At 49.1% G+C, this 15028-nt stretch carries 6 protein-coding genes; all 6 read right to left on the minus strand.

What is annotated here, in order from left to right; genetic code table 11:
- Window positions 1–27: 27 nt before the first annotated feature.
- The 6 genes from PHS46_07275 to PHS46_07300 all read right to left on the minus strand — a co-directional run bounded on the left by PHS46_07275 (window position 28) and on the right by PHS46_07300 (window position 14769).
- Window positions 28–2400, minus strand: a complete 2373-nt coding sequence (locus tag PHS46_07275; protein ID MDD3906307.1) for a glycosyl transferase family 36 — start codon at window positions 2398–2400, stop codon at window positions 28–30.
- An 11-nt stretch (window positions 2401–2411) separates the two neighbouring features.
- Window positions 2412–3701 (minus strand): sugar ABC transporter substrate-binding protein, encoded by a 1290-nt coding sequence (locus PHS46_07280; protein ID MDD3906308.1) that lies wholly within the window; start codon window positions 3699–3701, stop codon window positions 2412–2414.
- Between the two features lie 18 nt (window positions 3702–3719).
- On the minus strand, window positions 3720–5096 hold the full coding sequence (locus tag PHS46_07285; protein ID MDD3906309.1) for a hypothetical protein: 1377 nt from the start codon (window positions 5094–5096) through the stop codon (window positions 3720–3722).
- A gap of 50 nt (window positions 5097–5146) precedes the next feature.
- Window positions 5147–6391, minus strand: coding sequence for a glucoamylase family protein (locus PHS46_07290; protein MDD3906310.1), 1245 nt, complete (start codon window positions 6389–6391; stop codon window positions 5147–5149).
- Complete coding sequence (locus PHS46_07295; GenBank protein MDD3906311.1) at window positions 6388–7077, minus strand: methyl-accepting chemotaxis protein; 690 nt, start codon at window positions 7075–7077, stop codon at window positions 6388–6390. The genes PHS46_07290 and PHS46_07295 overlap by 4 nt, the downstream gene beginning before the upstream one ends.
- A 168-nt stretch (window positions 7078–7245) precedes the next feature.
- Window positions 7246–14769, minus strand: a complete 7524-nt coding sequence (locus PHS46_07300) for a hypothetical protein (protein MDD3906312.1) — start codon at window positions 14767–14769, stop codon at window positions 7246–7248.
- Window positions 14770–15028 lie beyond the last annotated feature (259 nt).

A 15028-nucleotide genomic window follows, 5' to 3' on the forward strand; every position in this document is an offset into this window, starting at 1 on the left:
TACGCGGTTGACTTACTATGTGATTTACTATCCCATTACCACTTTTACTTGATGGGTCTTGCCGTCGCTTAAGTCTTTGATTATGTTCGAATCTATCTTTTTCCCGTCCAGATACGTTTGCCTTACGCCTTTGCAGACATGCCGGGGATTTTCCACTTCTATATTATACACCGATTTGCCGTATTTGCGTCTCATTTTAAACCCGCCCCACTTCGATGGTATGCATGGGTCTATCAGGAGCCCTTCATAGGTCGGCCTGACCCCGAGGATCCAGTTGGTCGCAACCCTGTACAGCCACCCGCCCGAGCCGGAATACCACGTCCATCCGCCGGCGCCGTAGTCGGCGGCCTGCGGGCCATTAGTGTTGCCGGGGGTAACATATGGCTCGCACTTATAAACATCCGGGGCCATGCCGCGTTTTACTGGGCAGAAACTCGAATAGAACTCGAACGCTTTGTCTCCCCGCCCGAGACAGCACTCGGCCATGATAGCCCAGCACGCCGCATGCGTATATACCGCGCCGTTTTCCCTTACACCCGGCGCATACCTGGTAATGTACCCTATATGCTCGTCGGGCACGGAAAATCCCGGCGCTATCAATAACGGGCCATAATCTTTCTGCAGATATTTCCAGACAGAGTCCATCGACTTTATCTTGCGCTCTTTCGTAGAAACATCATTAATAACTCCCCAGGTTTGCGTCATAAGATAAGTCTTACCCTCTTTACACTCCCGGCTTCCGACGAGCTTCCCGTCGTCCCTGGTCGCCGCGAAGTACCATTCGCCGTCCCAGCAGTATTTATTTACCGCGGCTTTCAGCTTCCGCGCGCGTGTCATGTAATATTTCGCGCGGGCGTTATCTTTTTTCCGTTCGGCAAGCGGAGTAAATTTCGTAAGTACACCGTAAAGGAACTGCGCCAGCCACACGCTCTCGCCCTTCCAATCGCCGCCTATAAGATTAAACCCGTCGTTCCAGTCGCCGTCGCCCATAAAGGGAAGGCCTCTTTCGCTGAATCTCGACAGGACTTTATCGATCGCCTTACAGCAATGCTGGTAGAGCGTGCCCGCCTTACCGTCGAGGTACGGCACTTTTGCGTCGAGGAACTTAAAATCCTTCGTCTCTTCTAAGTAACTGAATAGTATGTATGGCATCCACAGGAGGTTGTCGGTCATGTTGGTAAGGGCGCCTATCTTTGTCAGCTGGTGCCACCAGTGGTGAACCAAACCGTCGGTAAATTGATGGGCGGCGTGCATCAGTATCTGCTCTTTACACAACTCGCTCTTGAGCGGCAGGAATACCTGAGAATCCTGCAACTGATCCCTGAACCCGTATCCGCCGGAAAACTGATAGTACGCCGTCTTCGCCCATAATCGGCCCGCGATCGTCTGATATTTGAGCCACGTATTCGTCAGTATATCGAATGCCGCGTCCGGGGTTTCTACTTCGAGGGGACTTAATAGATCCGCCCAGAAATTCTTAGTGCGCTTAAACGCCTTGTCGGCCTCCGCAACGCTGTGATATTTTTTTATAAGCGCTTTGGCCTTCTTCTCGTCCTCCAGATGGCCGATGGTATAAATTACGACCTTCTCGGAACCAGGCTTTATATCTACATTGGTTTGCAGACACGCTATCGGATCGTACCAGGCTCCGGCGGTGTTTGTAAGCTTGTCCTTCTCCAGTCCTACCGGGTTTATTATGCTCCTGTACATGCCAAAAAAGCGCTCTTTATCTCCTTCATAAGAGGCGCATTTCCCGCTGATGGAGGCGAAACCTCCCAGAGGATATTCGGCCATGCCTGATGACACGTATTTCGGGACGAGATGTTTTTTCTTCTTTCCGAAAATAGCGCCCAGTTTTTTATCGAACCAGGTATCTATAAAAGTTTTTTGGAATTCGCGGTGTGTGTCGTCGGCATTACCGAGACACCATTCAAGGTAGGTATATAAACTTAAACGCCGGGCGCGGGAGCCTTCGTTCTTTATCGTTATTTTCCATATCTCGAGATTTTCACCGGGCGGGACAAATACTGTAGCGGAGGATTTTATATCGTTGATTTTCGATGTTATTACGGTATATCCGATACCGTTACGCACTTCATAAAAATCGAACTTGGGGCAGAGCGGTTTCCAGCCAAGCGACCAGACCTTTTTGGTATCCCGGTCTTTTACAAATACGTACCGGCCCATGTCGTCTTTGACCATGTCCTGGAGCCATCTGGTCATCCGCGCGAGGCTGGCATTCTTCCACCAGCTGTACCCCGAGCCTGTCTGCGACATAACAAGCCCGTATTCGCCGTTCGATAATATATTTATCCAGGGCCTCGGCGTATCCGGCCTTGTTATGACATATTCTTTACCGTCGTCGGTAAAATAGCCGTATTTGGTTTTGAATTTGGGCATGATGGGGGGCTTTACTTTGCTTTTAACAAACCGTTTACTTTGTTTATAAACGCCCCGACGGCTTCCTGCGCCGTCTTTTTGCCGTTAAATAAAAGGTCAATCTCCGGATTTATATACACCTCTTTTGCTTCGCGCCAAACAGAACTGAACGGTTCATATATAACGTACTTCATCGCCTCGTTAAGCATCTTCTTGTTCTTCGGAGGCGCGTCGCCCCCTATCCAGCTGGGCCCTTCGGCTATCGCCATCATGGCCGGCTGGGCAAGGCCTGTCTCCGCGAGCATAGTCTGGGCAGAAGAGCCGGTCATAGCCTTTATGACTTTGTACGCTTCCTTCGGATGCTTTGTCGTCTTCAATATGCAGTAGCCGGAACCGCCCGTGCCGAAACCTCTTTTTCCTTTGGGCCCTTTCGGGAACATCGCCACGTCCCACTCGAGGCCCTCGGCCTTGCGCAGGCTCGGCGTCTCCCATATCCCCGACGAGAACATCGCAAGACGTCCTGTCATGAACATGCCCTGAACGCCCATGGCAAGATTTGTCATCGTGGTGGAGGAAGGATGGACTTTGTATTTATTTATAAGGTCGGAATAGAACTGCAGGCCTTCCATCGATTCCCTGGAATCGAGCATACACTTAGCCGGTTTCCGGACATTATCTACGAGAGAACCGCCGAAAGAATATACGAAGTTTTGCCATGCCCACGCGTAGAAACCATACTGTATCACCCTGCCGTCCGGGTCGATCTTCGTAAGTTTTTTCGCTTTGGCGAGCATGTCGTCCATGTCCCAGTCGTCTTTGGGATATGGCACCCCGGCCTCATCGAAGAGCTTCTTGTTATAATAAACGCACGCGAAAGGCGCCGTATCCCTGGGGATCGCGTAAAGATTGCCGTCGACGTTAAAGCGGTTCATTATCTCGGGGTAGAATGATTTTGCGTTGAACTCGGGGTCGTCTTTAATAAATTCGTTGAGACTTAACAGGACGTCTTTGGATTGAAAAGTTACGAAGAGATCGACTTCCGTGCAGATAACATCCGGCGCGGCGTGCCCGGCTATCCTCGTCAACAGCTTATCGACGTAGCCGCGGTACGGGGTATGCTCGAGTTTGACTATTATCTCGGGGTGCACTGCCTGCCATTTCGCGACGATGCCTGTGAGGATATTGAGCTCGTCGGGCGCGCCCCAGAAAGCGACGTGCACTTCTACCGGCCTGGACGCGTCGGCGCCTTCACCGCCGCTTCGGGCACACCCTGCCGTAAAGAGCAAAACGACCAGCAATACCGTCCATATTTTAATTTTCATACGGATAATATGTGTCTGTTACATGAAGAAGTAAACTTTGAAATAGATGGAGGACATGTAATCTTCGATATTGTAATAATAGTTGCCCCTATAACCGACATCGACTCTGATAAGGCCCGGCGCGTAATATTCGAGGCCCGTCAGGATGCCGCAGTTATCGAAATCGCACATATTGGTACCGGCCGCGAAGTCAAAACCGCCCTGCGCCCACAGCTTGTCGTAGAAATTATACTGCGCACGTGTTTCATTGCCAACCCATCCTGCCATATCAAATATGGGATTTGAATCAACATATGTTGGCGCCTTATTATCGTATTCATCTCTGTACGCAAAATTGGCCCGGGTTGTGTTCGTGGCGCTGAGCTTCGGGGTAAAGTCATGGCCTATCCTGAATGAAAACTCATATTTGCTGAATCTGTTCAGGAACGGATAATAGTCGTCGCTCGAATAGCTTACTCTCGGAACAATAAGCGTCTTGAGATCCTTAGATTTTATCCTGAGCTCGCCCGCATACAGGTAATGGTCCGGATTATAGGTAAAATCGGACTTCGGCCGGCGCGATTTGAAATATTCAAACTGGCCGAATATCTCAAATCTCTCGGTAGGCGCGAGCGAAAAATACGCGAAATACGTGTGCCTTGTCTCGTAATAAGCGTTTGTTGAGCCGTCATTCTTGGCATTCATTGTGGAATATCTATAGCCAAAGTTCATAGTCTCGGTCCATTCACAGCCGGGTATGCGCTTGGCGTGCATCCAGAGTATTTCATTCTGGTCCCACTGTTCGTGATTGTAGTTTACGTTTCGATACGATTCTTCGCGGTATATCGGGAACTGGTTCTGATATATGTCACGGTAATCGTGGGTATAACGCCATTGCCCTTCCTTATTCTTCGGATCGGACATCGTTATTTCAGTACCATATGCCCTCGTGAATATCGGCTTTATCTGACTTCTAAAATCGGCCCGGGTATTCCACGGCTGGTTGGCGTGGAGCCATCGTATCTTCTTGGCGTCCATTATGTAAGCGTCTATCGGCCTGGGCTCCTGATATATCTCCACTCTCTGGGCAATGGTAAAATACTTGGCCAATCTTAAACCTTCGAATGTCTCGTAAGAGGGTTGGGCGCTTATCCTGTTTATGTCTATTCTCTTGAGAACCGGCTCCGCCTGAATGTTTGTCGTCTTTACAAGGCCTTGCGGAGTAATAACTATGCCTTCAGCTTTAGGCATAGTTATATCTGAAGTTGTGGCATCCGAAGCGGCAACAATGGAGGGGTCGTCGGTTTTTGAAATTGAAGAAGTTGAAGTTGATTCGCTGAAAGCAGGAGCTATGAAAAGAAAACTGCAAAAAACTATCGTCACAGTTTGAAAAATAACGCCGCGAAATTTTTTCATAGCCTTCCTTTCCCGATTTTCTATTAATCTTAACATATATTAATTATTTGTCAACCATTTACCTTAAAACAAAGTTTTATCCACCTCTTTATCGGAGCTAAGCGCATAAAATGGCTCCAGACAAGGCCGGTCTTGTAATTCTCGAGCATAAGCACGGTTATGCCCTGATCTATGCCGAGATATTCTTCCGCCCACCAACTTTTGTCGAGATTAAACGCGTCCTTGAACCCGTATTTCCCATATAAAAAACTCTTGTGGTTGTCATAAAGATATTTGAGCCCGGCAAACGAGGCGGCCCAGTCGAATACCACCGAGCCTGCCATGCCGCTCGGCGCTATCGTACCGTCATTAAACGCTTCCCCAGGCCGTGCGCCGTACCCTTTGTAGCCCTTCGGCCCCAGACACGCGGTGAGCCCCCAGCAATCTTCGCCGTACGTCTTATACTCGTCCGCCCTGTCGGAGCAGAAGGCGCGGTTCGCCGTCGTAGCGGCCACGGAATTTGCGTAATAGTTGGTGCCGTCGGTGTCATTCAGGCGGCGGAAGTCTATCCAGGCGTGGGAATACTGGTAGGTGAAGATGCTTCCGGTGTAGCAATATACGACTTTGTTATCGGCATAGGTGTCGACGGGACGGGCCCATTCGTACCAGGAGCCGGGAGGGATCGGATGCGTCGGCGAGCCTATTGCGAGAGCATAGAGTATCATCGCCTCGCTGTAGGAATCCCAGTAGTACGGCAGGAAACCTTCCTCCGGCCGCCAGCCCATACATATGACCTTGCGGCCATTCATCATCCATGGCCAGTCGACTCTTTCGTATATCTGACGGGCCACATCCTCGGCCTCGGTACCTTTAAAATACTCCCCCGCGAATAACGCGCCCGCCATAAAAAGAGCCGTGTCGATGGATGAGAGTTCGGAACTCCACGTGCGTTTGCCCGTGCGCATGTCCAGAAAATGATAGAAGAAACCGTGTTCGTTCGGGACATCATCGCGAAAATATTTAAGCGTCTTCAGTACCCGCTCGTAGACCTGCTCCCTGTCGATCCAGCCGCGGGAGTCGCCTATGCACAGGACGGTTAATCCGAACCCCACGGCGGCCACACTGCACGGCGCGCCCGGGCGGGAAGAGTCCTTTATAAGGCCGTTGGCGGCGTTCGCCTCACCCGCGAAATAGTGGAGCGTGTCGTATTCTAATCTATCAACGAATTCGGCGTCTGTGGAAAAAGCGGGCAGGGCGGTCGCAAAGACAAGCGCCAGAGATAAAAATAACGCTATGGGTATTTTATATATTATCACGTTTTATATTTTAATAAGACCGAACCGATTCCGGCGAGGATATCCTTTAATCGATCCGCTTCATCTCTGGGTATGAACCCTTTGCCGGAGAGGATGGCGATCTTCTCCTCCAGGGCGGCGGATTCGATTTTGATCTTCCTGATATCCTCGTGGAGCGTTTCGACCATCTCCTCGAGGGCAGAGGCGACATCGTGCATCTCGTCGTCCCTGCGCAGATTAAAATGCACCCGCAGGTCGCCGCGCTGTATAGCTTCTGCGGAATGCTCTATTCTGAACATCGGGCCGGCGATCTTGTGTGAAACGAATATGCCCGCTATGAATATCAGAACGGAGAGTATCGCTATCTTCGGGACAAGCGAACGGTTCACCGACTGGAGGGCGTCTTTCAGTGTATTCTGCTCCTCGGCGCTCAATAGCTCCGCCTCGCGGAATATCTTCTCTAAGCGGTAGTCGCCTGTGCCGTACCTGGCCTCCTCGTAACCGGCTATCCGCCGGGCGGTCTCGAGGTTCTGCGAGACTTTGAACTTCGAGAAGTTCTCTATGATGGAGCCCCACATGCCCATGTAGAGGCCGAAGCCCGTGGCGAGCATTATCGCGAGCATGAGAGCCACTATCCCGACGGTATATTTGAGCTGGAATCTTTTGTTTATTAAATAATGCTTTCTCTTATATGCCCTTTCGGCCATAGCGGTCTCCCTTTAGGTTTATTTTATGTTTTATTAGCCTAATTATATCATATAAACCGTAAAATAAAAGAGCGCGTAAAATAAAACCGCGCGGAATGTGCTTCCGCGCGGTTAAACTGAACTACCGATTCGACCTCCGAGGTCGCACCTCGGAGGTCGAGAATATGGTTACAGCGAGTGGCCTGCCGCTTTTTCGCCTCTCTGCAAATCGTCGATATTGTTAACATCGACAGGCGTCATCGGTTTAAGATGTAATTGACCGCACAAGATCCCTGCCAGGTCACTACTGGTGAAATGCTGGCCGGTTCTTGCGTTAACCGCTATGCTGTTTAAACCTCTCAATATATTCTCATCGCCTTGATTGAACGCTATCCTCATATCGACATCGATAAGCCCGAGCACGGAGAATGCCCTCTTGTCGCGATTATCCATTTTAAGTAACGCGCTTTGACCAACCGGCTGGCCGTTTTGATCTGTAAGGCCTGTGTTCGTCTCTCTTACTATAACGTTCAACTGTTCTTCGACGGCGCTATTCACAGACGTATTTGTATTAATAACTACCGCAACGCGTTTACCAAGGGCCGTTAAACGCGTTCTTTCTTTATTAATAGCCTCTACCAGGCCGGCTCCTGAAGCTCTAACTATTACTACAGCGTCATCGCCAATCTGCATATCCCTGAGCCGATTTTCAACCGCCTGGGCGATGTCACGTGCGCCGCGGTCGCCTATATCGGTATCGATCGCGACAATGGCCGCGACGTCGGAATTAACACCGACACCCTGACGAGTCGCGACACTCCTTACCGTTTCACTGAGCGTAGCGCGCGACGCTTCAATATACGCGCTTAATGGAAAATTGCCCGGAACCCACGAAGGTATCTGATCAATCGTATCAGTAGTAAGCGGCGCCAAGGCTTTGGCAATCTCCACATCCGGGGTCGTATCGTCTATAGTCGTAACTACTGAATTGCTTCCGGCAGGAGCTGACCCCGTCGGTATAACTTTTTCCTGCGCGACGATGGGTTGGTCAAAAGTTGCCGCAACTATAGCCGCAGGCCGTTGTGGAATTTCCGGAGATTTGGCGGGTTGCGCGATATCGTACTTTTTACTTACACTGGAGGCGTATTCACTGAGATAATTTTCACCGCCGGATTTCAAGGAATAATTTTGCAGGCCAAGATATTCTAAGAGAGGCCTAAAATACGTAACAAGGTTCCCTGGGTTCGGATTTGCCTGCGGCTCGAATATTTCGAGATAAATGCGTATCAAGCTCTCGGTCCCGGAAGCCCGTAATAAGGTTCGCGCCTTTAGAGTTCCGTCAGGATTATATATCGCTATACTTGGCCCTTCCTGGTCATTCCTGCCTGTATGAAAGACCTCAATGACTTCTCCATCCTCAAAAACAAATCTCTTTGCAACCGGCTGGATATGTTGCCAATTATCACCCTCGCCTACCAGAAGTATGGTATTAACCACCGGCACCTCTTGAACACTAACTATATTTTTTGCGGACTTACCGAATAAAGAAGCAAGGGTGCTTATATTTTTTGGGTCATCAAGATTACTTTTGACAGCGCCCGGCTCCGTGACATGATCGATCGCACGGTAGTGCCTGACAAAATCCGCTTTAATTCCTTCCGCGGTCTGCTGGTCTTCAAGACTGAGACTCTCGGCCATCTGTTGATTAGGCAAGTAAGCGTCTATTCTTTCATAGTAGAAAAGTCCGCCGAGTTTTTCAGCCATGTCGGAATACAGGTCGAGAAGATTCTTATTACCGTCGTTATATAAACGCGACGCTTGCGAAAATAGCGCAAGAGCAAGCACTATCGTATCTTTATCTTTGTGAACACCTCGGCCGCGCGTGTCGCGCATGAATGGCGCTATCTGTCCCCCGCCGGATTCTTCCGTAAGCGCTACTACTATAGCATTTGGGTTTTCGCGCTCTATCCGTTCGGCCTCATATCCGAGATTCTTGTACCCAACTGTAGTAAGTATAACCTTGCCGCCGAATTTCTCCATCATCTGTTTTGCGATCAGGGAGGACGGTATAGAGGTCAATAGGTAGAGTTCGGGCGCCCGGCCTTCGGCTATCGCCTTTTGTATCGCGTCAAAACCTCTCGTGCCGATCTTGCGCTCGTATGCCTGGAGAACCCGTTCATATGCTATGAGAGTAAATATCTGATTTGGTGTGAATCGGACGATATTCACCGTATTGCCGGCGAACCTCATCTGGGAAACAAACAGGCCGCATCTCTTCGCGCGCTCCACATCTTTGTCCGGTATTATGACCGATGTGCCTATCCTGTCGGCGTCCATATCCGCGGTCGCCGCGATGAGGACACCCGGAGTCGACGCAAGTTTTTCGAGCACTCCCGAAAGTTCGAGCGTCTTGGGATTCGATGGATCTGGCCGCGCTATACCGCCTATAGCCGAATCCGGAGTGCCGTTCATAACTATTATCTTGCCACGCCAATCATAATCGGTAAATATCCTGTTTAGATAGTATTCCATGCTCGAGCCCGCAACACCGTATAAACCATCGAAGATAAACCGCGCGCCATTATCCATCGCCTGTTTCATCGTCGTAACGGTATTTGCGTCAAAAAGCCGGGACATATAATTTTCATAATATATTTTTTTAGCAGGTACCGTGCGTATTGTAGAGGTGTCATACGCCGCTATCTTAAGCGTCCCTTTGCCTTTAAGCCCATCCTCATATCTCTTTTGAATGTACGAGGCGATTTTTGCGCTTACATCATCGGTGTCGACGCCTCCATACCACGTCATGGATTTAATGCCATTCTGGTTGGGCGGATTATGACTGGACGTGATCTCGATGCCGCAGGCTAATTTGAAATGATAAGCCATATATGATGTTACCGGCGTTTGGCTGTACGCTTCATTCTCATCCCTGTAAACAATAATGCCGTTGGCCAGAAATACCCTTGTAATTATCTGCGCAAATTCTCTCGAAAAATATCTAGGATCAAATCCTATAAACACCGCCTGCTGTTCCGCCGGGAAATTATTTTTTATGTAATCCGCGTATCCCTGCGCCATAAACGCTACAACGGCCGCATTCAATTGCGGGCCGCCAAGAACGTCGTCTTTATCAATTATGCCACGCGTACCTGCTGTCGATTTCTGCATCCTGTCAATGGCCCATTTTATATTCGCGCCATATTGCTCGATCAATTGCGTCATGGGAATTTCATACGTATCGGACGGGTTATTAAGTACGTCTCTCAGATTTATCGTACCGAGTTTTTGATCAGCGGATGATGCGGCGGCCAGATCGTCTATATTAACGGTCGTTAACACTACGCCCGAGGTTTTTATTGTCAATATCGGCCCTGCCGCTTCGAACCTGAAGGAGCCTGCGCTGAGAGAAATATGGTCTGTATACACATTACGATCGAGTACCGCGCCGGCAGAAAGATCCAATATCGCCGTCTTCCTGTCTTCGCTATCGCCGTATGCCGCAATCCATATAAGACGGCTATTTACCAATATAATACTGCCGCCGGTCAAAAGCGCTCGCGAATTAGGGTACAACTCCCTGCTAAGCCTTTCATGAAGACTCGAAGCCTGTTCATGAGTAATACCCATTAAATTCTCCATAGAGCCCATCACCGCAGACTTGCTGTCGCCTGCTGGGATAGCCCTGCCTTCTACATACACCTGCTCGTGTTCCATCATTTGCCCGGTCATAAAACCGTCATTCTTCACCGCGCCGGCAGGAGTATTATTATTCAACCCTGCCGCCAGCTCAAGACCGGTTATGTTAACGCTATCCCGTGACCGCTTCGCTTCCGCTATAGCATATTTTCTGAAAACAGGATCGGAATCCTGTTTAAGCGCCCCGCCGACGCCGTTCTCAAGAGTAGCGAGATCTTTATAATCGGTAAGCTGGCGGGTCGTTTCCATAGCCCAGCCGGCATTCATACCTTTCAACATTGTAATATCGCCGGTAACGGTCTCGGCATAGAGATAACCATCGCGGAATCTCAAATAAACCGGCAACCCCTGTCTTTTCACTTCGCGAAGCGCGAGCCGTTTATAAAAATTAAAGAATCTATTCTGCGGTTTTCCCTCGCCTATAGCTACCTTTCTCACCTGAGCCGACATCGCTACCTTCTCAACCAAGAATTGCCTGCCGCCCGCCTGGATAGGCGCGGCGCCTTTTATGCGCGGATCCGAACCAACCTGTTCAAGAACCGCATTTTTGCCGTGAGATAAAGTATCGACGTCTTCCATCTGGCTCAAAGTTAACGCGAGTATGCCCATATCGACTTCGTGCAAAGCTAATTCGGGATGTTGCGATTTAGTATATCCCAATTTTAAAATATCGTTTACGCGTCCCTGCACCCAAAGCCTGACCCCGGTTTTTTTATGAAGGTACGTTTCCGCGTCTTCGTTTATATTATGGATACGGCCGTTCTTGTCTACCCAGAATGCCCTGCCTTCATTAAGAGCCTGCATGGTAGCGGAACCATGACCCGGCGGAGTGGGCCTGGTGCTGTCAATGCGTACGGCTCTGCCGTTTTCATCATACGAGTACCCGTGGAAAGTGGGCTGTACCACAAAAACAACCCGCTCAGGATCAAAACCATAATGATTATGCGCCACCATCTCCTGCAATAACGGAAGTCCGCTCTCATCATTTACCACTATAATCCACGACTTTTGCGCCATAATTTTTTCGCGTTCTTTTCTTATCTCTTCTTCGGCTTTGCCTGTGCCTTCATACTTTCTTTTTAGCTCTTCTTCCACATCCAGCCATTTTTGAAGAGCTATACGCGTCATAACGTTTAATCCTTTAATAGCGTTATCGGGGAGTGTCATGCCCTGTAATTCCGCTATCTGATAAATATCATGCCCGGCAAAAGATAACGACGTATCCGCGGCCTGGCCCTCACCGAACAATCTCGACGCGGCTCCGCCGTATACGTCCAGTTCGCCGATAGATGAACCAAGCGTCATCTCCCTGGCCATCGCCATATATTTTGAATAATCGGGTGATTTTCTAAACTCTTCTAATGTGGGGATATCGGAAACGAGGCTATCGCTCGTTATACCGGCAAGTGACCCCACAAACTGTTCGGCCATAGGCGAATTATATTTTTCCGAAAGAAGATCGTCTATAACCGCGACCCGTTTTTTTATCATGTCGTCGATCTGTTTTTTAAGCTCTTTCGCCTTACCGCGGGAATCTTCCGTATTTTCCTGTTGCAACGCGGCAAGTTGTTTTTCAAGAGGCGCTACTTCGGCCTTCTTCCAACTGTTATAATCCGCAATAAGTTTAGGCAACTCCGGTATGATTTTAGCGGCCCCGGAAACAGCCTGTACGATGTATGAGTCAAACAACTCCGGGGTGGAATATGCCTGTGCGAGCGTAATATTTTGACTGACGCCTGTCCCGCCGCCGGAAACTTGCGTCATTTTGCCTGTAACGGGGTCTGTATAACCCGCTATACCGCTTGCTACTTCGAGAATAAAATATCGGCCGTCTTTTAACCGGATAATGCGATAGTCATTAGAATTATTCGAACTAAAAGATGAATTATTTAATTGCCCATTTTCGGTAAATATCCCCGCGGCGGTAAGTATTTCAGATTTTGCCGCATTTCCCGATACGAGTGTTTCGCCCGGCACTACCACAGCGCTACGGCGTATATATGAAGCAACGCCTGCGGCGGGCATAACTCTGTTAAATATGGTAGTGAATATGCGATCGAATTCGGGCAGGCTTGATATAGCCTTCACAACCTTGTCCGCAGTCTTTATATCCATTCCGCTATCAGTAAGGCCCGCCTGCATCGCTTTAAGATACGCTTCTTTCATTATAGCTTCATCGCGCGCATACGGATGCTTCGCTACAAAAGGCAATTTATCGATAAGCCACTGCTGTATAAACCGCGTGATCATTTGGCGACGCACATCCTGCGCTTCGCCTATAAAGCCTTCTATGGTGCTCTTCAATCCCGCGTCTATTTTATCGCGGGCGCGGGGATGCGTGGTTGCCGTATAAAGTAATTCGCGCAGGTGCTCTTCATCTAACGGCGCGTAGAGAACTCTTGAGAAGGGCGCGAGCATGCTCTTCTTCGCTTCGGGGCTCGTGAGTATATCTTCGAGCGGTGTTCGCTGGTTTGTGAGTATCTGTATATATGGCGTGGGCACGTCTTTGGTGATGGACGGGCATATCACTATATATGATACGCCTTCTTTTTCTAACAGCCTCGACATGCCTTCGGAGTGAAAACCGCCCGTCACGAGGACCGCGACATTCTGCTTCTCCTTCGACATCTCTTTCAACGTATTATCCACGAGCGCCTTGTCGCGCTTAATCGCTATGGAGTAAAAATCCTCGAGCTTCGGTATGCTCTTCGCGACAGCTTCGGTAGGCGGCTCGACTTGATAAGCGAGGCCGTACTGTGTCGTCTTCTTTTGAATAAATGAGGTGAACGCCTCGTGCGAGAACTCTTCGCGGTGCGTCTGGTAATAATTAAAGTCGCCGTTTAAGAGTTTTATATTGACCATGCCGAGCAGGATATCGATGTGGCGCGACAGCTTGTCGAGCGTTCTCTGATCGTCGTTCTGGAAGAGCTTCTCTTTTATCGTGTTCTCGACCAGCTTTATGTCGTTAAAGAGCTTTTCATTGTCTATCTTTGCGTAAACGGAATTATATACGATGTAGTTGTAGAGATTGACGTATTTTTTGGAAAGATCGATGTCGCATTCATTGGACAGCTTCTTCAGGTGATTGTAAAACTCTACCGACGATATCTTGCCCGCCTTAAAGTCGATCGACTTGGCGACAAGTTCCGTCAGCGCGTCTTTCGATATCGAGCGGCTGAGCTCGTCTATCAGGGCACTGCGTTCTTTGTCGGTGACATTAAAATCTATCTTCTTCTCATATATGAGAACGCTCACGAGCCGGAAGAAATTCTCGTAACCGCGCAGGTTTATCTTCTCTTTCTCGGCCTCAGCCTGCAGAAAACGGATGTATTCGTTAAACTGTATCTTCTTCGACTCATAGTCCTGCGACTTAGCGTCCATCGCCTTCAGGCCGTCATTATAAATAAGCGTTTTCAGGCGGCTTAGAGCGCCCTTTATCGAGTTATAATATTTTTCGACTTCCGCCTTCAGCGGATAGCTCGACGTGAAAGCGTTAAGGTTCTCTAAGTAGGATTTCCTATCCTCCGCTCCGAACAGGCTTATGGGATAATCCTTCGTAATGGAGAGAAATTCGGGGCCGGTGATCTCGCCCTTCTTCATGAAGTATGTCGCGACCTCTTTGCGTACTTCTTCATCGGGGAATGCCTTAAACCACGTGGTGTCGATAATGCCGTCGGCGCCTTCTACGGAGACAAGTTTAAGGTCGTAGTGATTGATAAGCCCTTCGAGGATATTAACGATATTGGTCTGCGCTTCGTAATTGCAGTGCGCGTCCTGGATGTTTATAACAAGCTTGTTGCTGTTGCCGGCAAACCTGGATTTTATTATGCCGAAATCTTTTTCGACGGTAACATTGTCGGCGGTCGCGGCTATCGGGGTGATCTTGGGTGCCTTGGATTTGTCCTTTGTAATTGCGGCGAACGAGATGCTCGACAGGATGAAAGATTGGATTACAACCAACGATATTATCTTTGTAATAAGTTTATTCCGTCCGAACTTTGGCAATATTTCCATCACACCCTCCAGTAAATGATTCGAATGTTAATAACTGACTTTTTATTTATTTATACTATGTTCTGCAAGTTTAGCATACTATATAAGGTATGTCAATATTCAAAATCTGGCTTTTTTATACCTAAACTTGACCCGTTCGACCTCCGAGGTCGCACCTCCGAGGTCGAAAATGGTTAAAGTGGTTGGCTCCGTCTCGCGGGTGCTTGGCAGACCCACTTAAGACGAAGCCAACCCTAACCCCTACAAGTCTGCAGGACCT

It is taken from the genome of Candidatus Omnitrophota bacterium, from assembly GCA_028699255.1.
GTDB lineage: Bacteria > Omnitrophota > Gorgyraeia > 2-01-FULL-45-10 > 2-01-FULL-45-10 > FEN-1322.

Bases quoted from the DNA above. Each gene is read 5' to 3' on its own strand.
- PHS46_07295 (MDD3906311.1), bottom strand. From the start codon at position 7,077: ATGGCCGAAAGGGCATATAAGAGAAAGCATTATTTAATAAACAAAAGA.
- PHS46_07300 (MDD3906312.1), bottom strand. From the start codon at position 14,769: ATGGAAATATTGCCAAAGTTCGGACGGAATAAACTTATTACAAAGATA.
- PHS46_07285 (MDD3906309.1), bottom strand. From the start codon at position 5,096: ATGAAAAAATTTCGCGGCGTTATTTTTCAAACTGTGACGATAGTTTTT.
- PHS46_07280 (MDD3906308.1), bottom strand. From the start codon at position 3,701: ATGAAAATTAAAATATGGACGGTATTGCTGGTCGTTTTGCTCTTTACG.
- PHS46_07275 (MDD3906307.1), bottom strand. From the start codon at position 2,400: ATGCCCAAATTCAAAACCAAATACGGCTATTTTACCGACGACGGTAAA.